The 19290-nt window shown below is 70.4% G+C and carries 19 protein-coding genes and 1 tRNA gene; 17 read left to right on the top strand and 3 right to left on the bottom strand.

The genetic code is table 11. The features are described 5' to 3' along the window. Positions 1–215 precede the first annotated feature (215 nt). From ileS to ndk, 4 genes are read left to right on the top strand one after another with little or no spacing between them, the layout of a single operon-like run. Positions 216–3653 (top strand): isoleucine--tRNA ligase, encoded by a 3438-nt coding sequence (gene ileS, locus B1729_RS01805; protein WP_163630375.1) that lies wholly within the window; start codon positions 216–218, stop codon positions 3651–3653. Next, positions 3650–5008: a folylpolyglutamate synthase/dihydrofolate synthase family protein gene (locus tag B1729_RS01800; RefSeq protein ID WP_163630373.1), complete on the top strand. Its 1359-nt coding sequence runs from the start codon at positions 3650–3652 to the stop codon at positions 5006–5008. Before ileS ends, B1729_RS01800 begins: the two co-directional genes overlap by 4 nt. Then, positions 5005–5418: a DUF4233 domain-containing protein gene (locus B1729_RS01795; RefSeq protein ID WP_163617265.1), complete on the top strand. Its 414-nt coding sequence runs from the start codon at positions 5005–5007 to the stop codon at positions 5416–5418. The genes B1729_RS01800 and B1729_RS01795 overlap by 4 nt, the downstream gene beginning before the upstream one ends. A 23-nt stretch (positions 5419–5441) precedes the next feature. After that, positions 5442–5858, top strand: coding sequence for a nucleoside-diphosphate kinase (gene ndk / locus B1729_RS01790; protein WP_163617264.1), 417 nt, complete (start codon positions 5442–5444; stop codon positions 5856–5858). Between the two features lie 36 nt (positions 5859–5894). Here the strand turns inward: ndk and B1729_RS01785 are convergent, their stop codons facing one another. Continuing rightward, positions 5895–6518 (bottom strand): vitamin K epoxide reductase family protein, encoded by a 624-nt coding sequence (locus B1729_RS01785; protein WP_163617263.1) that lies wholly within the window; start codon positions 6516–6518, stop codon positions 5895–5897. Between the two features lie 342 nt (positions 6519–6860). Between B1729_RS01785 and B1729_RS01780 the strand changes: the two genes are divergently transcribed. Further along, complete coding sequence (locus tag B1729_RS01780) at positions 6861–9203, top strand: Rne/Rng family ribonuclease (protein WP_163630371.1); 2343 nt, start codon at positions 6861–6863, stop codon at positions 9201–9203. A 107-nt stretch (positions 9204–9310) separates the two neighbouring features. Continuing rightward, entirely contained in the window at positions 9311–10408 is a 1098-nt protein-coding gene (locus tag B1729_RS01775) for a nucleotide disphospho-sugar-binding domain-containing protein (RefSeq protein WP_163630369.1), read from the top strand. Positions 10409–10412: 4 nt separating this feature from the next. Here the strand turns inward: B1729_RS01775 and B1729_RS01770 are convergent, their stop codons facing one another. Beyond that, positions 10413–10679 carry a DUF4031 domain-containing protein gene (locus B1729_RS01770; RefSeq protein ID WP_163617260.1) on the bottom strand — a complete coding sequence of 89 codons (267 nt, stop codon included), beginning with the start codon at positions 10677–10679 and terminating at the stop codon, positions 10413–10415. A 157-nt stretch (positions 10680–10836) separates the two neighbouring features. Between B1729_RS01770 and rplU the strand changes: the two genes are divergently transcribed. The 9 genes from rplU (at position 10837) to B1729_RS01725 (ending at position 16702) form a co-directional block, all read left to right on the top strand. Next, positions 10837–11145, top strand: coding sequence for a 50S ribosomal protein L21 (gene rplU, locus B1729_RS01765; protein ID WP_204260017.1), 309 nt, complete (start codon positions 10837–10839; stop codon positions 11143–11145). 20 nt (positions 11146–11165) lie between these two features. Then, positions 11166–11423, top strand: coding sequence for a 50S ribosomal protein L27 (gene rpmA, locus B1729_RS01760; protein WP_163617259.1), 258 nt, complete (start codon positions 11166–11168; stop codon positions 11421–11423). Between the two features lie 122 nt (positions 11424–11545). Then, on the top strand, positions 11546–13054 hold the full coding sequence (gene obgE, locus B1729_RS01755; protein ID WP_163617258.1) for a GTPase ObgE: 1509 nt from the start codon (positions 11546–11548) through the stop codon (positions 13052–13054). Continuing rightward, positions 13051–13893, top strand: a complete 843-nt coding sequence (gene proB / locus B1729_RS01750; protein WP_163630367.1) for a glutamate 5-kinase — start codon at positions 13051–13053, stop codon at positions 13891–13893. Before obgE ends, proB begins: the two co-directional genes overlap by 4 nt. 138 nt (positions 13894–14031) lie before the next feature. Beyond that, positions 14032–14256: a hypothetical protein gene (locus B1729_RS01745; RefSeq protein WP_163617256.1), complete on the top strand. Its 225-nt coding sequence runs from the start codon at positions 14032–14034 to the stop codon at positions 14254–14256. 9 nt (positions 14257–14265) lie between these two features. Further along, positions 14266–14862 (top strand): nicotinate-nucleotide adenylyltransferase, encoded by a 597-nt coding sequence (gene nadD, locus B1729_RS01740; RefSeq protein ID WP_163617255.1) that lies wholly within the window; start codon positions 14266–14268, stop codon positions 14860–14862. Further along, a complete protein-coding gene (locus B1729_RS01735; RefSeq protein ID WP_163630366.1) occupies positions 14859–16178 on the top strand; it encodes a hypothetical protein in 1320 nt (439 codons plus the stop codon). Before nadD ends, B1729_RS01735 begins: the two co-directional genes overlap by 4 nt. Beyond that, positions 16178–16558 carry a ribosome silencing factor gene (gene rsfS, locus B1729_RS01730; RefSeq protein ID WP_163617253.1) on the top strand — a complete coding sequence of 127 codons (381 nt, stop codon included), beginning with the start codon at positions 16178–16180 and terminating at the stop codon, positions 16556–16558. Before B1729_RS01735 ends, rsfS begins: the two co-directional genes overlap by 1 nt. Before the next feature lie 71 nt (positions 16559–16629). After that, positions 16630–16702: transfer RNA gene (locus B1729_RS01725), tRNA-Ala, on the top strand. Positions 16703–16780: 78 nt separating this feature from the next. Here B1729_RS01725 and B1729_RS01720 read toward each other — a convergent pair. Then, positions 16781–17440: a M15 family metallopeptidase gene (locus B1729_RS01720; protein WP_163617252.1), complete on the bottom strand. Its 660-nt coding sequence runs from the start codon at positions 17438–17440 to the stop codon at positions 16781–16783. Between the two features lie 86 nt (positions 17441–17526). Here B1729_RS01720 and B1729_RS01715 point away from each other — a divergent pair, with 86 nt between their 5' ends. After that, the gene (locus tag B1729_RS01715) at positions 17527–18207 is read left to right on the top strand and encodes a response regulator transcription factor (protein ID WP_163617251.1); all 681 of its coding nucleotides are present in this window, start codon (positions 17527–17529) and stop codon (positions 18205–18207) included. Further along, a complete protein-coding gene (locus B1729_RS01710; RefSeq protein ID WP_204318838.1) occupies positions 18200–19285 on the top strand; it encodes a HAMP domain-containing sensor histidine kinase in 1086 nt (361 codons plus the stop codon). The genes B1729_RS01715 and B1729_RS01710 overlap by 8 nt, the downstream gene beginning before the upstream one ends. Positions 19286–19290 lie beyond the last annotated feature (5 nt).

Genomic DNA, 19290 nt, shown 5'->3' with positions numbered 1-19290 from the left:
CGGGGAGCACTCGGAAGAACAGGACGCCGCGCGAGCGGATTCCCCATTAGAACCGAGCGGGTCAGGCCCGTCACAGCCGCAGTGAGAGAGGGCAGCTCGGTCCCTGTCGAAGGGTCCCGAGACGTCAAAGCAGGGTGGTACCGCGGTACGTCTGGTCACCGGTCCAGGCATGTCGTCCCCGCAGGAAGCACACGAGCGAGCACCTGCGAGAGAACATGACCTACCCCCGCCCCTCCGCCTTCGGACCTGCAGCCGATGCTTCGGCACGCCCCGGCGCCGGAGTGAGTCCCGTCGTTCCGAGCCCGCGCTTCCCCGAAATCGAGCGCGAGACCCTCGCGTTCTGGGAGGCGGACCAGACCTTCCGTGCCTCGATCGATCAGCGCGAGGGCGCCGACGAGTGGGTCTTCTACGACGGCCCGCCCTTCGCCAATGGCCTGCCGCACTACGGCCACCTCCTCACCGGCTATGCCAAGGACCTCTTCCCGCGTTTCCAGACCATGCGCGGCAAGAAGGTGGATCGGGTCTTCGGCTGGGACACGCACGGCCTGCCGGCCGAGCTGGAGGCGATGAAGCAGCTCGGCATCACCGAGAAGAGCGAGATCGAGGCGATGGGCATCGCCGCCTTCAACGCGAAGTCCCGGGAGTCGGTGCTCGCCTACACCCGCGAGTGGGAGGACTACGTCACGCGCCAGGCGCGCTGGGTCGACTTCGAGCGCGGCTACAAGACGCTGGACCTCACCTACATGGAGTCCGTGCTGTGGGCGTTCAAGACCATCTACGACAAGGGTCTCGCGTACGAGGGGCACCGCGTGCTGCCGTACTGCTGGCGCGATGAGACACCGCTCTCGGCGCACGAGCTGCGCATGGACGACGACGTCTACAAGATGCGGCAGGATCCCTCGGTGACGGTCACGTTCCCGCTGACGGGCGTGAAGGCCGAGGCGCTCGGCCTCACCGCCGTGCGAGCCCTGGCGTGGACGACGACCCCGTGGACGCTGCCCACGAACCTCGCCCTCGCCGTCGGTTCCGACATCCGCTACGTCGTCGTGCCCGGCGGCCCGAACGGCGCGGCGGATGTGCACCGCGACGACGAGCCCGCCGAAGCCGAGTCGCACCGCTACCTGCTCGCCGAGGAGCTGCTCGCCGGCTACGCCAAGGACCTCGGCTACGAGTCGGCCGAGGCCGCGCGCGAGGCCGTGCAGCAGACCGTCCTCGGCGCTGACCTCCAGGACGTGACCTACGACCGACTCTTCGACTACTACGCGGATGCCGCGACCTGGGGCACGCAGGGCGCGTGGCGCATCCTCGTCGACGACTACGTCACGACCGGCGACGGCACCGGCATCGTCCACCAGGCACCGGCCTTCGGTGAGGATGACCAGCGGGTGACCGAGGCCGCCGGCATCCCGCTCATCATGAGCCTCGACGACGGCGGGCGCTTCCTCCCGCAGGTGACGGACGTCGCCGGCCAGCTGTGGATGGACGCCAACCGCCCGCTGATCCGACTGCTCCGCCAGGAGGGACGCCTTCTGCGCGAGGCGAGCTACGAGCACTCGTACCCGCACTGCTGGCGGTGCCGCAACCCGCTCATCTACCGCGCCGTCTCGAGCTGGTTCGTCCGCGTGACCGACATCAAGGACCGCATGCTCGCCAACAACGAGCAGATCACGTGGGTGCCCGAGAACGTCAAGCACGGCCAGTTCGGCAAGTGGCTCGAGGGCGCGCGCGACTGGTCGGTCAGCCGCAACCGGTATTGGGGCTCGCCCATCCCGGTGTGGAAGAGCGACGACCCGGAGCACCCCCGCGTCGACGTGTACGGCTCGCTCGAGGACCTCGAGCGGGACTTCGGCCGCCTGCCGCGCAACGCCGAAGGCGAGGTGGACCTGCACCGGCCGTACATCGACGATCTGACCCGCCCGAACCCCGACGATCCGACGGGCCGCAGCACGATGCGCCGCATCGAGGACGTCTTCGACGTGTGGTTCGACTCCGGCTCGATGCCGTACGCGCAGGTGCACTACCCCTTCGAGAACCAGCAGTGGTTCGACGAGCACGCGCCGGCCGACTTCATCGTCGAGTACATCGGGCAGACCCGCGGCTGGTTCTACGTCATGCATGTGCTGTCCACCGCACTGTTCGACCGGCCCGCCTTCACCGGGGTCTCGTGCCACGGCATCGTGCTGGGCAGCGACGGGCTCAAGATGTCGAAGTCGCTGCAGAACTATCCCGACGTCAGCGAGGTGTTCGACCGCGACGGCTCGGACGCGATGCGCTGGTTCCTGATGTCGAGCTCCGTCCTGCGCGGCGGCAACCTCATCGTCACCGAGGAGGGGATCCGCGCCGGTGTGCGCGAGTTCCTGCTGCCGCTGTGGAGCGCGTGGTACTTCTTCGCGACGTACGCCAACGCCGCCGGCGGCCCTTCGACAGGCTCGGGGACCGCAGGCGAGGGCTATCAGGCCTCGTGGCGCACCGATTCGACCGACGTGCTGGATCGCTACATCCTGGCGCTCACCGGCGATCTGGTGAGGGATGTCGCCGCCGACCTCGAGGCGCTGGATTCGACGCTCGCCGCGGCGAAACTGCGCGACTTCACGGAGGCGCTGACCAACTGGTACATCCGCCGCTCGCGCGACCGCTTCTGGGTGGGCGTCTCGGATGATCCGAAGAGCCCTGATCACGCAAAGAGCACCGAGGCGTTCGACACGCTGTACACGGTGCTCGAGACGCTGACGCGCGTCGCGGCCCCGCTGATCCCCCTCGTCTCCGAGAAGGTCTGGCAGGGACTCACCGGCGGGCGCAGCGTGCACCTGCAGGACTGGCCCGACGCCGACGCCTTCCCGGCCGCGGACGACATCCGCACCGCCATGGATGCCGTGCGCGAGGCATCCAGCGTCGCCAACGCGCTGCGCAAGAAGGAGGGCCGCCGCGTGCGTCTGCCGCTTCCGGCGCTCACCGTGGCGGTGACGGATGCCGCACCCCTTGCGCAGTTCGAGGGCATCCTGCGCGACGAGCTCAACGTGAAGTCGGTCGCGCTGATCGAACTGGGCGAAGACGTGTCGGCGCGCTACGGCATCAGCAAGCGCCTCACCGTCAACGCGCGTGCGGTGGGTCCGCGCCTCGGCAAGCAGGTGCAGCACATCATCGCCGGCGCCAAGGCGGGCGTGTGGGAGGAGCGCGACGGAGGCGTGGTCGTCGACGGCATCGCGCTGCAGCCGGGGGAGTACGAGCTCAGCCTCGAAGCGGGCGGCGTCGCGGACGGCACAGCCATCGCGCTGCTGTCCGGCGAGGGCTTCGTGCTCCTCGACACCACGACGACTCCCGAGCTCGAGGCCGAGGGTCTGGCCCGCGACGTGATCCGCGCCGTCCAGGACACCCGCAAGGCCGCCGGCTTCGACGTCAGCGACCGCATCGGGCTCGGACTGCTCTTCGACGACGCGGCGGACGCGGACGCGGTCGCCGCCGCGTTCGATGTCGCCAACGTCGCGGGCGAGACCCTCGCCGTCGCGCACCACGTGCGCTCGCGGGCCGCCGAGCTCGTCGCCGCGGGCGACGGCGACGCGCCCGTCGAGTACGAGGCGGTGATCGACGCGGGGACATACGCCAACCGCGGCGGGTTCACGGTCTCGGTGGGCCGGATGGAGGTCCCGCGATGAGCGGTCGTGAGCGGCAGCGTGCGGATGCCGTCTACGAGGCGCTCCTGCAGCGACAGGGCGAGCAGTGGGTGCAGCCCCGCGTGGAGCGCACCCGCCGCGTGCTCGAGCTGCTCGCCGACCCGCAGAAGACCTACCGGGTGGTCCACGTCACCGGCACGAACGGCAAAACCTCGACCAGCCGCATGATCGAGAGTCTCGTGCGCGCCCACGGCTTGCGGACCGGCCTGTTCACGAGCCCTCATCTGGAGCGCTTCACCGAGCGCATCATGATCGACGGCGAGCCCATCGATGACGCCGCCGTCGCCGACGCGTGGGACGAGATCGCGCCGTTCGTCGACCTCGTCGACGCCGAGCTGGCGGCGAACGACGACGCGCGGCTCACCTTCTTCGAGCTGCTCACGGTGCTCGCATTCGTCGCCTTCGCCGACGCCCCGATCGACGTGCTCGTGCTCGAGGTGGGCATGGGCGGCTCGTGGGACTCGACGAACAGCGCCGACGGCGACGTCGCGGTGTTCGCCCCGATCGACCTCGACCACGCCGACCGCCTGGGTGACACGATCGCCGAGATCGCGGCGGTCAAGGCCGGCATCATCAAGGACGGCGCCGCGGTCGTGTCGGCCCGACAGGATGCCGCCGCCGAGGCGGTGCTCCGCGATGCCGCCGCCGCGCACGGCGCCTCAATCGCCTTCGAGGGCGCCGAGTTCGCACTGGCACAGCAGCGTCTCGCCGTCGGCGGGCAGCAGATCACCGTGCGCGGTCTCGCCGGCACCTACGAGGACGAGTACCTGCCGCTCTACGGCGCGCATCAGGGTTTCAACGCCGCCCTCGCCGTCGCCGCGGTGGAGTCGCTCGTCGGCGGCGGATCGCAGCGCATCGCCGGCGACGTGCTCGTGGACGGCCTCGGCGGCGCGACGTCGCCCGGCCGCCTGCAGCTGGTCGGTGCCGCGCCCACGGTGCTCGTGGACGCCGCTCACAATCCGCATGGCGCGCGTGCGCTGGTCACGGCGCTCCGCGAAGCGTTCGACTTCGACGAGTGGGGCGTCGTGCTCGGCGTGCTCTCCGACAAGGACGCCGCCGGAATCGTCGCCGAGATCGCGCCTGTCGCGGCGCATGTGTTCGCCACCACGCCCGACTCGGAGCGCGCCGAGGACGCGGACGCCATCGCCGACCTCGCCGAGGCGCACGACCTGCGGGTGTCGGTGCACGGCGGCCTCGCGGACGCTGCGGAGGCGGCGCGGGCGTGGGCGGCGGCATCCGATCGACGCGCCGTCGTGATCGCCGGATCCGTGCTGCTCGCCGGGGAGGCCCTCACGCTCGCGGCGGCCGAGGACTGGAAGGCCGGGTGGAGCGAATGAGCGCCGACCGCGCACCCCGCCCCCGGCGCCCGCGCGGCGCTGCGGAGTCGCTCGCGACGATCGTGCTCGGCTTCGAGTCCATCGTCGCGTTCCTCGCCGGCCTCGCGGTCTACGGCCTGAAGGCGCTTCCTGCGGGGATCGAGCCGTGGTGGGGTATCGTCGCCGGCGTCGTCCTGGCCCTGCTGATGATCGCCACGACCCGCGTGGTCCGCTATCGCTGGGGCATCGTGCTCGGATGGGTGCTGCAGGGGATCGTCGCGCTCGGCGCCTTCCTGGTGCCGGCGCTCGCCATCGTCGCCCTCATTTTCGGCGGGATGTACGGGTATGCGACGATCAAGGGAGCCGCCCTCGACCGGCGCAACGCCGACCTCGCGGCCAATCCTCCCGAACAGCTCAGTCCCCCCTCATGACCCGATCCGAAACGGAGACCCGCATGGCCACCGAAGAGACCCTCGTCCTCGTCAAGCCCGACGGCGTCGCACGCGGCCTCACCGGCGCGATCCTCGCCCGCATCGAGGCGAAGGGGTACGCCCTCGTCGACATCCGGCTCGTGGAGCCCGACCGTGAGACGCTCGAGCACCACTACGCCGAGCACGAGGGAAAGCCGTTCTACGAGCCGCTGGTCGAGTTCATGATGTCGGGCCCCTCGGTCGCCATCCGCCTGGCCGGCAACCGCGTGATCGAGGGCTTCCGCTCGCTCGCCGGCACGACCGATCCGACGACGGCGGCTCCGGGCACCATCCGCGGCGACTTCGGGCGGGACTGGGGGCTCAAGGTGCAGCAGAACCTCGTGCACGGCTCCGACAGCCCCGAGTCCGCCGCGCGCGAGCTGGAGATCTGGTTCGGCTGAGCGTGATGCCGTCTGACCGCCGCGGCCCGGCGGCGGTCAGCCGAACAGCGTCTGCCAGATGTTGACGACCGCGTTCATCTCGAGCTGCGCAAGCAGCAGGATCACGGCGAAGCTCAGGATCGTCGCCAGCGGAACCCAGGCCATCAGCCGGTCGGCGGCGTGGCGGACGCGTTCCGTGGCGGGCACCAGGCCGGCACGGAGCAGGTGCAGGGTCACCGCGTAGAACGTGGGGATGGTGACCGACCAGGTCACCATGCACCACGGGCACAGCGTGTGCAGGTTGGGCGCGTAGATGCTCTGGCTGATGAGCCAGATGACGAGGCCGAACGCGAAGGCGATCCCTGCCCAGAAGCACCACCAGAACCAGCGCGCGAAGCGGGCACGGGCGAGGATCGCCATGCCGACGACGATCGGCGCGACCCAGCCGGCGATCCCGAGGATCGGGTTCGGGAAGCCGAACGCGCTGCCCTGCCACGAGTCGAGATTCGCGCTGCACTGCACCAGCACGCTGAGGTCGCACGACGCGATCGCGTCGGGATTCGCGAGCGCGTGCAGCTTCTCGATCGTCAGCGAGAAGGCGGCCCACCACCCGATGACTCCGGCGATCACGAGCCAGATGGCGAGTCCCGTCGGGCGGGTGTGGGTCTGCTGCTCGGGCATGCCTCGGATTATGGCATCGAGATCTGCACGGATGCCGCACCCGTCGCCGTGCCAAATCACGGTCCTACGGCGTGGGGGAGGGCCGCATGCGTCGCGAATGGGCATTCTGGCGGGGGAAGTGCGATAATGGGGGTCGATGACGCGCGGCCGCGCCGTGACGATCATCACCAGAAGACTTCAGGGCGACGAATGCCCTTGGCAGCGCGAGCATCCGCCTAGCGCCGGATATCCGCTGCAGACCGAGTGAGTTCGCGGCACCGCCCCGTCCAGAGGGCATGGGCGGCGCCGCACGAGATTTCGCCGGGCGACGCGCGGTGTCGCCCCGCTAGGAGTACGCCAGTGATGGCTGATGGAAACGATGCCGACTTCACCCCTCAGACCGAATCGGACGCCCCGCTGACCTCAGCGGGGGACGAGGTGACCTCGACCCCGGACGCGGACGCGTCGATCGGGTCGGCGCAGGCCGCCCCCGACACGGCGGCGCCGGGCGAGGCTTCCCTGCCCGCAGCGGATGCAGCGAACGCTGAGTCGTCCGACGACGACGCCGCGACCACGGTCGAGGCAGAGCCTGCCCCCGACGCCGAGGCTCCGTCCGAGCCTCAGCCCCAGCCGGAGGCTGAAGGGGCGCCCGACGCGGCGCCGCAGCCCCTCACCGCGGTGAGCCTCGGTCTGCTGCCCGAGGAGTTCGTGTCGGCGGTGTCGACGCAGCTCGTCTTCTACGCACCCACGATCGCGCCGCTCCCGGCACGCTCCGGGCGTCAGCCGGAGGAGGAGGAGCCCGAGTCGGCCGCCTCGGCGAGCAGCTCCCGCCGGCGCAGCCGCCGTCGTGGTGGCGAGGGTCGGGACGAGGCATCCGCTCCTGCGGAGCCCGCACAGCCCCGTCAGCGGGCGGTCGAGCTCATCACCGAGCCGCAGCGCATCAAGGGGTCGACGCGCCTCGAGGCGAAGAAGCAGCGCCGTCGTGACGGCCGCGAGGCCGGGCGCCGCCGCGCCGTCGTGACCGAGGCGGAGTTCCTCGCGCGCCGTGAGTCGGTGGATCGCCAGATGATCGTGCGCTCGCGCAACGGTCGCATCCAGATCGCCGTGCAGGAGGACAACGTCCTCGTCGAGCACTATGTCGCGCGCAACCAGGACGCGTCGCTCATCGGCAACGTGTACCTCGGCCGTGTGCAGAACGTGCTCCCCAGCATGGAAGCCGCGTTCGTCGACATCGGGCGCGGTCGCAACGCCGTGCTCTACTCCGGCGAGGTCGATTGGGATGCCGTCGAGACGGGCAACCAGCCGCGCCGCATCGAGCTGGCGCTGAAGACCGGCGACCGCGTGCTCGTGCAGGTGACGAAGGACCCCGTCGGCCACAAGGGCGCGCGCCTGACCAGCCAGATCTCGCTCCCCGGCCGCTACCTCGTCTACGTGCCCGGTGGTGCGATGAACGGCATCTCGCGGAAGCTCCCCGACACCGAGCGTGCGCGCCTCAAGAAGATCCTCAAAGAGGTGCTCCCCGAGTCGTCGGGTGTCATCGTCCGCACCGCGGCCGAGGGTGCCACCGAGGATCAGCTCACCCGCGACGTGCAGCGCCTCACGAACCAGTGGGAGCACATCTCGAAGCAGATCGAGACGATCCAGGCGCCGGCGCTGCTGCACTCCGAGCCCGACTTGCTGGTCAAGATCGTCCGCGACGTCTTCAACGAGGACTTCTCGAAGATGCTCATCCAGGGCGAGGACGCGCACCACACCATCTCGAAGTACCTCGAGTCGGTCGCGCCGGACCTCCTCGACCGCGTCGAGCGCTACGAGGGCGACCAGGACCCGTTCGATGCCTTCCGCGTGACCGAGCAGATCGAGAAGGCACTGGACCGTAAGGTCTGGCTGCCCTCGGGCGGGTCGCTGGTCATCGACCGCACCGAGGCGATGACGGTCGTCGACGTCAACACCGGAAAGTTCGTCGGCTCCGGCGGCAACCTCGAAGAGACCGTCACCAAGAACAACCTCGAGGCAGCGGAAGAGATCGTCCGCCAGCTGCGCCTTCGCGACATCGGCGGCATCATCGTCGTCGACTTCATCGACATGGTCCTCGAGTCCAACCGTGACCTCGTGCTGCGCCGCCTCGTCGAGTGCCTGAGCCGCGACCGGACGAAGCACCAGGTGGCAGAGGTCACCTCGCTCGGCCTCGTGCAGATGACGCGCAAGAAGCTCGGCCTCGGCCTGCTCGAGACCTTCAGCGAGGCGTGCGAGGTCTGCGCCGGGCGCGGTGTCATCGTGCACCACGACCCCGTCGTCAAGCACCGCGCACCTGCAGCAGCTCCCACCTCGGCACGTCGCCCGCGCGGCGGCGCGCCCGCGCCGGCGAACGGTGGCTCGAACGGCACGCACGTCATCACGGAGGGCGTGAAGTCCGCGCTCGCGCAGATCGCGGCATCCACGATCCACCACAACGATGAGGCCGCCGCGGCCGAGCCGGCGCCCGTGGTGGAGCAGGCACCCGCCGAGCGCCCCAAGAAGCAGCGCAAGAAGCGGCCGGACGCGGGCTCGAAGAAGGACTCCCGGACCGAGAAGGATCTGCTCCTGGACTCGGTGCTGAACGCCCTTCCCGAGCCCAAGGCGCCCGGTCAGGGACGCTCGCGGCGTCGCGTGACCACCGCGGCGCTGACCGGCACCCCGGTGCCGCACACGACGTCCGAGGACTGAGGCGCCCGCGCTCCCGGTGCGGCCTCCGCCGGACCGGGAGCGCGGACTCTGTCGCCGCAGGCGCGCGCTCGCTAAGGTGGGCGCGGGGCCGGGGAACGGGGGCCGCCATGGCGCGCTACGTGTTCGTGACGTGGGACGGCGGAGGCAACCGCATGCCCACCATCGCGATCGCCCACGCCCTCGTGCAGCGCGGCCACGCAGTGCGCGTTCTCGGACACGACTCGCAGGCCGCCGCGTACCGGGACGCCGGGCTGCGGTTCACCGCCTACGCCAGTGCGCCCGGTTTCGCGCTCGACCCGCGTCCGGCGGGGATGCTGCGGCTGTTCACCGATCGCGGGCTCGCGGACGACACGCTGTCGCAGCTCGCCGCTGACCCGGCGGACGTCGTCGTCGTGGACTGCATGCTGTTCGCCGTCCAGGACGTTCTCGACCGGATGGAGCAGCGCTTCGCCGTGCTCGAGCACACGATGCACGGCTTCCTGGTGCCCGGCTTCCGGGCACTCGGTGCGATGGTCTGGCCCCGCGGCCTGCGGGTGGGCCGGCCTCGGGCGCACGCGGCGCCGATCGTCGTGGCATCCGTCCCCGGTCTTATGACGCCGTTCCCGCCTCAGCCGGCGCTGTCGGCGTCGCCGGGTGCGGTCGTCTACGCCGGTGCGATGGCCCGCGCCCAGGGCGACGCGACTCCGTCGGAGCCGACCGTGGTGGTAAGCCTCAGCACGTTCCGGTTCGCCGACCTCGCCGAGACGTGGCGGCGCGTGCTCGCCGCCGTCGACGGGCTCGACGCGAGGGTCGTGGCGACACTCGGACCGGCGATGTCGCCGCGTGAGGTCGCCGCTCCGCCGGGCGTCGAGGTGCATGAATGGATGCCGCATGACGAGCTGCTCCCACGCGCATCGCTGCTGGTGTGTCACGGCGGCCACGGCACAACGCTGGCTGCGCTCGCGCACGGGGTTCCGGTGCTCGCGCTGCCGCTGGACGCGACCTCGGATCAGCCGCGCATGGGGCGAGCCGTGGCGCGCGCGGGCGTCGGCGTCACGATGTCGCGCCGCGCCGAGCCCGCCGAGATCCGCCGAGCGATCGGCACGGCACTCCGTGACCGGGCGATGCGCGATCGCGCGCGCCGGCTCGGCGAGGCCATCCGCGGTTTCGACGGACCTGCTCGCGCGGCCACCGTGCTCGAGCTGTCGGCATCCGCGTCCCGCTGACGCGTCAGCGGCGATCGCGCGCCCGCACGCGGAGTCCCGAGGCGATCAGGCGCCTGACGAGCTCGTGGCCGGTGACGTGCTGCGCGCCCGCGGCGATCAGCCGGGCGTGCGCCTCTTCCGGCACGTCGTAGTGATCCAGGTCGAAGCCGCGGCGGGGGATCCCGTTCGCGGCGGCGAAGGCGTGGAGTTCGTCGAGGTCGGAATCGGTGACGAGATGCGCCCAGAGCCGGCCGTGCGCCGGCCATCGAGGATCGTCGATCAAGATGGCCACATGCAGATCCTACGGGCCGGACTCGCGACACGGTCGGGCGCGCTTTCGCGGTCTGTCCGAGCATCTGATAAAGTAGACCTTTGGTGCGTCGAGATATCCGCACCAAGTCTTTGATGACGTCATGAGCGCGTGCGCTCCCAGAAGAAACAGGTGTGAAGTGGTTTACGCAGTTGTGCGCGCCGGAGGCCGGCAGGAGAAGGTGGAGGTCGGCACCATCGTCGTCCTCGACCGCCAGGCCGCGAAGATCGGCGACAAGATCGAGCTCCCCGCGGTGCTGTTCGTCGACGGTGACGCCGTCACGACCGACGCCGACAAGCTCGCGAAGGTCACGGTGACCGCCGAGGTGCTCGGTGAGGAGCGCGGCCCGAAGATCGTGATCCAGAAGTTCAAGAACAAGACCGGTTACAAGAAGCGCCAGGGGCACCGTCAGGACCTCACGCGCGTCAAGGTCACCGGCATCAAGTAAGTCCAGGAAGAGACGCAGAGATGGCACACAAAAAGGGCGCAAGCTCCACCCGCAACGGTCGTGACTCCAACGCTCAGCGACTGGGCGTGAAGCGCTTCGGCGGTCAGCAGGTCCTCGCAGGCGAGATCATCGTCCGTCAGCGCGGCACGCACTTCCACCCCGGCGCCAACGTCGGCCGCGGTGGCGACGACACGCTGTTCGCTCTCGCCGCCGGTGCGGTCGAGTTCGGCAAGAAGGGCGGCCGCAAGGTCGTCAACATCGTGGCGGCTGCGCAGTAGCCTTCGACAGGCTCAGGCACCGCGAAAGTGGCGCAGATTTCCGGAAGGGGCGGGCTTCGGCTCGCCCTTTCTCTTTATTCGTTCCCGGGCGACCGGGAACATCAGAACGTCAGGGGGACCGCATGGTCACGTTCGTCGACCGAGTGACGCTGCATCTGCGCGCCGGCAAGGGCGGCAACGGCTGCGTGTCGGTCAAACGCGAGAAGTTCAAGCCGCTCGCCGGTCCCGACGGCGGCAATGGCGGTCACGGCGGTGACGTGGTGCTCGTCGCCGACCCGCAGGTCACGACCCTGCTGTCGTACCACCACTCGCCGCACCGCTCCGCCGGCAACGGCGGTTTCGGCATGGGCGATCACCGCTCCGGCGCAGCCGGCGAGACGCTCGAACTGCTCGTGCCGGTCGGCACGGTCGTCAAGGACGAGTCGGGAGAGACGCTCGTCGACATGATCGAGCCGGGCATGCGCTTCGTGGCCGCTCCCGGTGGCCTCGGCGGACTCGGCAACGCCGCGCTCGCCAACCCCAAGCGCAAGGCGCCCGGCTTCGCCCTCCTCGGCACGCCCGGCTGGGAGGGCGACGTCTTCCTCGAGTTGAAGACGGTCGCGGATGTCGCACTCGTCGGCTTCCCCTCGGCAGGCAAGTCGAGCCTCATCGCGGCGATCTCGGCCGCCCGTCCCAAGATCGCGGACTATCCGTTCACGACGCTGCACCCGAACCTCGGCGTCGTCCAGGCGGGGGAGCAGCGGTACACCGTCGCGGACGTGCCCGGGCTCATCGAGGGCGCGAGCGAGGGCAAGGGCCTCGGGCTCGAATTCCTGCGCCACGTCGAGCGCTGCACGGCGCTCGTGCACGTCCTCGACTGCGCGACGCTGGAACCCGGCCGCGACCCGCTGAGCGACCTCGAGGTCATCCTCGCCGAGCTCGCCGCATACCCCGTCCCCGAGGGCCAGCTCCCGCTGCTGGAGCGCCCCCAGCTCATCGCGCTCAACAAGGTGGACGTCCCGGAGGCGAAGGAACTCGCCGACCTGGTGCGCCCCGATCTCGAGGCGCGCGGCTTCCGAGTGTTCGAGATCTCCACGGTGAGCCACGAGGGGCTGCGACAGCTGACGTTCGCACTCGGCGACATCGTCGCCCAGCACCGCGCGACGCTCGCTGCGACGCCGGCGCCGGAGCGCATCGTCATCCGGCCGCGGGGCACGCAGAAGGAGTTCTCGGTGCGTGTCGAGGGCGGCACCTACGGCAACATCTACCGCATCCTGGGCGACAAGCCGCTCAAGTGGGTGCAGCAGACCGACTTCCAGAACGAGGAGGCTGTCGGCTACCTCGGTGACCGCCTGGAGAAGCTCGGCGTCGAGCTCGAGCTGTTCCGCGCCGGCGCGACCCCCGGTGCGACCGTCGTCATCGGCGAGGGCGACGGCATCGTCTTCGACTGGGAGCCGTCGATCTCGTCGAACGCGGAGCTGATGGCCGCGCCGCGCGGCACCGATCCGCGTCTGCTGCGCGACACCCGCCGCACCACGTCCGAGCGTCGTGAGAAGTACCACGACATGATGGACGCGAAGGCCGAGGCGCGCGCCGAGCTCGAGGCCGAGCGCGTCGCGGAGCGCTACCGAAACGAGGAGGACGCCGAGTGAGCGCGCGCGAGCGCCGCGACATCCCGGCGGCTCGCCGCGTCGTCGTCAAGGTGGGCTCGTCATCGATCAGCGGCGACAACGCCCACAAGATCAAGCCGCTCGTCGACGCCCTCGCCGCCGCCCACGGGCGCGGCACCGAGGTCGTGCTCGTCTCCTCCGGTGCCATCGCGACCGGGATGCCGTACCTCCTGCTCGATGAGCGCCCGAGCGACCTCGCCACCCAGCAGGCGGCGGCAGCGGTGGGGCAGAACGTGCTCATCTACCGCTACCAGGACGCACTGCGCCCGTTTCGCATCGTCGCCGGTCAGGTGCTGCTCACAGCAGGCGACCTCGAGAACGCCATGCACCGCTCGAACGCCCGTCGTGCGATGGAGCGCCTTCTCGGGCTGCGGATCCTCCCGATCGTGAATGAGAACGACACGGTCGCGACACACGAGATCCGCTTCGGCGACAACGACCGGCTCGCCGCCCTCGTGGCCCAGCTGATCGGGGCCGACGCGCTGGTGCTCCTGAGCGACATCGAGTGCCTCTACACCCGCCCGCCGGACGAGCCCGGCGCGACCCCGATCACGCGCGTGGCGTACGGCGACGACCTGCACGGCTTCGAGTTCGGCTCGGTGGTCGTCAACAGCGTCGGCACCGGGGGAGCGGCGACCAAGGTGTCGGCGGCGCGGCTGGCCGCGGCATCCGGGATCGGCGTCCTCGTCACCAGCGCCGACCTCGTCGGAGAAGCGCTGTCGGGCGACGAGATCGGCACCTGGTTCCAGCCCAACCCCGAGCCCGCGGCGCCCGCCGCCACGGGTCCGGTCCGCACCGCGGTCGACGCGCTGGGCGGATGAGAGTCGATTCCGGGGTCCCATCGGCCTCTTCGACCTCACAGCGGGATGCGGCTCGCGCGGGGTGCCGGGCAGGTCCGCGCGTAACGGAATAGACTTGACCCGTCCCGCGCCCTCGCGGCGAACCCGAACGGAGCACGAATGACACTCGCCACGATCATCGCCCTCGCTGCTGAGGAGTCCGAGCACCACGGCAATGTCGCCCTCGAGACCGTCGGGTACGGCATCGTCGCGGTCGTGGTCTTCGCCGCACTGGCGCTCGTGACCCTGTCGTACCGCAACGTGGCGAACCGCCACTCGCACAAGGCGGAGGCATACGCGAGAGCCCACGCCGACGACGTACAGCAAGCGGGGCACGGTCACTGAGGCCGCTGGATGTCGGTGACGACGGCTCCGAGGGTCGGGGTGATGGGCGGCACGTTCGATCCGGTCCATCACGGGCACCTGGTGGCGGCCAGTGAGGTCGCGCAGTGGTTCGACCTCGACGAGGTCATCTTCGTGCCGACCGGCGAGCCCTGGCAGAAGACCGAGGTCTCGCCGAGCGAACACCGGTATCTCATGACTGTCATCGCCACGGCATCCAATCCCCGATTCACCGTCAGCCGCGTCGACATCGACCGCGACGGCCCGACCTACACCATCGACACGCTCCGCGATCTGAAGGCCCAGCGGCCGGACGCGGAGCTGTTCTTCATCACGGGCGCGGACGCCATAGCGCAAATTCTCAGTTGGAGAGACCATGATGAGTTGTGGGACCTCGCCCACTTCGTTGCCGTCTCCAGGCCCGGACACGTTCTGAACACGGACGGACTGCCCAGCGACGATGTCAGTCAGCTCGAGGTCCCCGCCCTCGCCATCTCGTCGACGGACTGCCGTGATCGAGTTCAGCGAGGACACCCCGTGTGGTACCTCGTGCCCGACGGGGTCGTCCAATACATTGCGAAGCATCATCTCTACCGGAGCAAGGAATGAGTACACCCGAGCACCCGGCAACGCCAGCCCTCACCCGTAAGCAGATCCGCGAACTGCGGAACACGGGATCCAATCCCGTGATCTCGGACGACCCGGAGTCGGACGAGCCCGTCGAGGCCTCGGCCGCGCCGGTCGAGCCCGCGCCGGTCGCAGAGCCGATCTCGCCGCCGCCGTCGCCGTTCTCCGGCGCACCCATCACTGCGGCGCCCTTCGCCGCGGCGCCGGTCACGGCAGCGCCCCTCACCGCGGCGCCCTTCGCCGCAGCGCCGGTCACGGCTGCGCCGTTCCCACGGCCTGCGGAACCTGCCGCCGTCGCGCCGGCACCCATGCCCGATTCTGCGGTCGATCTCGGGGTCTCCCCGCTCACCCGTCGTCAGGCGCGCCAGCAGGAGCGCATCCGCACCGCCTCGGTGCCCGTCATCACCCCCGAGGTCGTCGCGGCCCATGCGGCGGCGACGTCGGGAGCGGTCCCCGCGTTCGCATTCCCCGTCGCGCCCCCGCCGGCCGCGCCGTTCCGCGAGACCGAGAGCCCGCTGGTCACCGCACCTCCCGACGACTCCGAGGTGACGACCGACAGCGGAATGCACGCGCTGTTCGGCCTGCCGCCCGAGTCCGAGCCGGTGGCGCCGGCGCCGAGTTGGCAGCAGCCGGCCGCCGCAGCGTCGGTGGCCGTTCCCGCGTTCTCCGCGGCGCCGCAGGCGCCCGAGCTCCAGGAAGCGGACGAGGACGAGGACGAGCCGTTCGCAGATGTCTTCGGCTACGCCCCGACCGCCGACGAAGAGGCCGTCGACGAGCCGGCCGCCGCGCCCAAAGCGGTCAGCCCGCTCCTCGGCGCCAGCCTCCTCGACGACGCGCCGGCCGCACCGGCGCCGACGGCTGTCGAGTTCCCGCCGTCGTTCGACCAGCTGCTGTCGCGGACGACCGGATCCATCGCGATCCCCAACACGTTGATCGTCTCGCAGGCGCCCGAAGTCGCGCCGCTGGTGGCTCCCGTCACCGCGACGGGCGAGGTCATCATCACCGGCACGTTCAATCTGCCGGAGGGTCTCGGCTCGACGGGCCATGCCAAGGGCACGGCCGACGGCAAGGAGATCGACGCCACGCTGGTCGACGGCGAGCTGCCGTCGCATTCGTCGCCGACGCCCATCGCCGCCAGCGCCGCCGTGAGCACGGCCAAGACGCCGGGCGAAGTCATCAAGCCACCCACGCCCGAGAAGGGCGGCAAGCTCATGATGTCGCTCGCCATCACGGCGGGCGTCCTCGCCCTCGCGCTGGTCGGCGTCCTCATCCTCGCCTTTGCGACAGGAGTCTTCTAATGGTCGCGAGTGCGCAGTCACATGACATGCTGCAGATCGCCGCAGCCGCGGCGGACTCGAAGGGCGGCGAGGACCTCGTCGCCCTCGACGTGTCGGAGCCCCTTCCGCTGGTCGACATCTTCCTGCTCGTCACGGGGCGCAGCGAGCGCAACGTGGCGGCGATCGCGGACGAGATCGAGGACAAGCTCCTCGAGGCCGGCTACAAGCGCCTGCGCCGTGAAGGCCGCCAGGAATCGCGGTGGGTGCTGATCGACTTCGGCGACCTGGTGGTGCACGTCTTCCACGAGGAGGAGCGCATCTACTACGGGCTCGAGCGACTGTGGAAGGACTGCCCCGTCGTGCCCGTCGATGTTCCCGCGCCGGCGGCCGCCGAGGACTGACGCTGGTTCGGAGCACCGCTCGGAATGTTGTAAGCTTGACGAGTTGCCCCGCGAGTGCGGGAGCATCATCCGGGCCTGTGGCGCAGCTGGTAGCGCACCTGCATGGCATGCAGGGGGTCAGGGGTTCGAGTCCCCTCAGGTCCACCGAAAAGGCCGCCCGATCAGGGCGGCCTTTCGGTTTTCCCGTCGCGCCGACACTGTCTTGTCGGCGACCTGCGTGCCTCACCCCTGCATCCGGGGGTCCGCGGTCGGATCGGCGTACGGCGCGGGGCAGCCGCGACTGATGGCGTCGGCGCGCAGTTCGAAATGCCACGACTCGTTCTCGTAGGTCTGGCAGAGTCCGTACCCGGCGCCGTGGGCCGACAGCCAGGCGACGGCGTCGAACGACCCGATGTCGATCGCCTCGCCGGCGACGTGCGCCGAGGTGGCGGCCGTGGCGACCCAACGGGCCGCCTCCGTCTCGGAGCCGTACTGCGCCACCGCCTGCTGAAGAAGCCGGTCCTGGTATTCGGCCGATCGCCAGCCGCTGTTCACGTGGATCACGATGCCCTGCTGCCCGGCATCCTCCGACGCGTGCCGCAGCGCATCGAGCAGAGCGGGGGTGAGGCGCGCGATGCCCGCGTATGCGCCGGCGGACACCGTGACGCCGCCGGGAAGCAGCCCGTCCGCTTCGGTGATCGCGCCATCGGCGGCCGCAGCATCCATCGCCCCTGTCGCCGGTGGATGCGCGGCCGTACCCGGGTCGCCGGGGCCGGGCGCGCCGGCACCTGCGGCCGACTGGTGGACGGCAGCGCCGATGGAGACCGCGCACACGACGACCACTGCGAGGATCAGCCTCCGGAGAACCGCGGGTCGCGTGCGCGTGTGAGCTGTTGCAGTCATGCTCCCACCCCACGCGGGCGGGTGTTGCGACGGCGTATGCGGTTTCGGATAGGTGGACGATATGCGCCGGCTCGTACCATCGGAGCATGCGCGTGCTGGTGGTGGAAGACGAACTCCTCATGGCCGAGGCCATCCGCGACGGCCTGCGTCTCGAGGCGATCGCGGCCGACATCGCGGGCGACGGCGACACGGCACTGGAGCTGCTGAGCATCAACGCCTACGACATCGCGGTGCTCGATCGTGACATCCCGGGACCCTCGGGCGACGACATCGCCGCGCACCTCGTGGCCTCGGGGAGCGGCATCCCGATCCTGATGCTCACCGCTGCGGACAGGATCGACGACAAGGCCACCGGCTTCGGTCTCGGCGCGGACGACTACCTCACCAAGCCGTTCGACCTGCAGGAGCTCGTCCTGCGCCTGCGCGCCCTCGACCGTCGGCGCGCGCACAGCCGGCCGCCGGTGCGGGAGATCGCGGGGCTGCGGCTGGATCCGTTCCGCCGTGAGGTGTACCGGGACGATCGGTACATCGCGCTCACCCGGAAGCAGTTCGCGGTGCTCGAGGTGCTGATGGGCGCGGAGGGCGGCGTCGTCAGCGCGGAGGATCTGCTCGAGCGGGCGTGGGACGAGAACGCCGACCCGTTCACCAACGCGGTGCGCATCACGGTGTCGGCCCTGCGGAAGCGACTCGGCGAACCGTGGGTGATCGCCACCGTTCCCGGAGTCGGGTACCGGATCGAGGCGGGTGGAAGTGCCGGCGGTGAGTAGGGAGCCGGGGCTCAGCGTCCGGCTCAAGCTGACACTGAGCTACGCGGGGTTCCTGATGGTCGCGGGCGGGGTGCTGCTCGCGATCGTGTGGGTGTTCCTGCTGCGCTATGTCCCCAACGGGCCCATCACCGGTCCTGGCCCGTTCGTGCCGAACCGCGGCGACCTCATCCGCGCCTTCGCGCCCGCCGCGGTCTGGGCCCTGCTGTTCCTCCTCGCCTTCGGACTGCTGGGTGGGTGGTTCCTCGCCGGGCGGATGCTGGCACCCCTGAGGCGGATCACGGATGCCGCGCGCCGGGCCGCGGACGGCTCGCTGTCGCATCGGATCGACCTCGAAGGCGCCGATGACGAGTTCCGCGAGCTGGCGGACAGCTTCGACGCGATGCTGGCGCAGCTCGAAGCCCACGTGGCCGAGCAGCGCCGGTTCGCCGCAAACGCCTCGCACGAGCTGCGCACCCCGCTGGCGATCACGAGGACGCTGCTCGACGTCGCCCGCAACGACCCCGACCGCGACGTCGATGAGCTGATCCGCCGGCTGTCGATCGTCAACACCCGAGCCATCGGCCTCACCGAGGCGCTGCTGGTGCTGAGCCGGGCCGACCAGCGGTCCTTCACCCGGGAGGACGTCGATCTGTCGCTCGTCGCGGAGGAGGCCGCCGAGGCGCTCCTGCCGGTCGCAGAAGCGCGTGGCATCACGCTGCGCACGCACGGCGGCGTCACTCCCGCGTCCGGCTCACCCGCACTGCTGCTGCAGCTGGCGTCGAACCTCGTGCACAACGGGATCGTCCACAACCTGGCTGAGGGCGGCACGGTCGACATCGTCACATCCGTCCAGTCGGGCGCGGCCGAGATCGCGGTCGAGAACACGGGGGAGACGCTGAGTCCGCAACTCGTCTCGACTCTGGCAGAGCCGTTCCAGCGGGGAAGCGAACGCATCCGCACCGACGACCACGCCGGCGTCGGCCTGGGCCTGGCCATCGTCCGGAGCATCGCCGGGGCTCACGGCGGGACGCTGACGATCGTCGCGCGGGCCGAGGGCGGACTGCGGGTCGCGGTGCGGCTTCCCCTGCGGCAGGCCTGACCACC

Origin of the sequence: Microbacterium sp. B35-04 (assembly GCF_010634885.1) — a bacterium.
Lineage (GTDB): Bacteria > Actinomycetota > Actinomycetes > Actinomycetales > Microbacteriaceae > Microbacterium.
Note: the sequence above shows the minus strand (reverse complement) of the source record. Positions and strands in the feature narration are given on the sequence as shown.

Coding starts and splice junctions, on each gene's coding strand:
- ileS (WP_163630375.1), top strand. CDS start 216: ATGACCTACCCCCGCCCCTCCGCCTTCGGACCTGCAGCCGATGCTTCG.
- B1729_RS01785 (WP_163617263.1), bottom strand. CDS start 6,518: ATGCCCGAGCAGCAGACCCACACCCGCCCGACGGGACTCGCCATCTGG.
- B1729_RS01795 (WP_163617265.1), top strand. CDS start 5,005: ATGAGCGCCGACCGCGCACCCCGCCCCCGGCGCCCGCGCGGCGCTGCG.
- B1729_RS01715 (WP_163617251.1), top strand. CDS start 17,527: ATGCGCGTGCTGGTGGTGGAAGACGAACTCCTCATGGCCGAGGCCATC.
- rsfS (WP_163617253.1), top strand. CDS start 16,178: ATGGTCGCGAGTGCGCAGTCACATGACATGCTGCAGATCGCCGCAGCC.
- B1729_RS01720 (WP_163617252.1), bottom strand. CDS start 17,440: ATGACTGCAACAGCTCACACGCGCACGCGACCCGCGGTTCTCCGGAGG.
- B1729_RS01780 (WP_163630371.1), top strand. CDS start 6,861: ATGGCTGATGGAAACGATGCCGACTTCACCCCTCAGACCGAATCGGAC.
- rpmA (WP_163617259.1), top strand. CDS start 11,166: ATGGCACACAAAAAGGGCGCAAGCTCCACCCGCAACGGTCGTGACTCC.
- B1729_RS01745 (WP_163617256.1), top strand. CDS start 14,032: ATGACACTCGCCACGATCATCGCCCTCGCTGCTGAGGAGTCCGAGCAC.
- B1729_RS01735 (WP_163630366.1), top strand. CDS start 14,859: ATGAGTACACCCGAGCACCCGGCAACGCCAGCCCTCACCCGTAAGCAG.
- B1729_RS01800 (WP_163630373.1), top strand. CDS start 3,650: ATGAGCGGTCGTGAGCGGCAGCGTGCGGATGCCGTCTACGAGGCGCTC.
- B1729_RS01775 (WP_163630369.1), top strand. CDS start 9,311: ATGGCGCGCTACGTGTTCGTGACGTGGGACGGCGGAGGCAACCGCATG.
- nadD (WP_163617255.1), top strand. CDS start 14,266: ATGTCGGTGACGACGGCTCCGAGGGTCGGGGTGATGGGCGGCACGTTC.
- ndk (WP_163617264.1), top strand. CDS start 5,442: ATGGCCACCGAAGAGACCCTCGTCCTCGTCAAGCCCGACGGCGTCGCA.
- obgE (WP_163617258.1), top strand. CDS start 11,546: ATGGTCACGTTCGTCGACCGAGTGACGCTGCATCTGCGCGCCGGCAAG.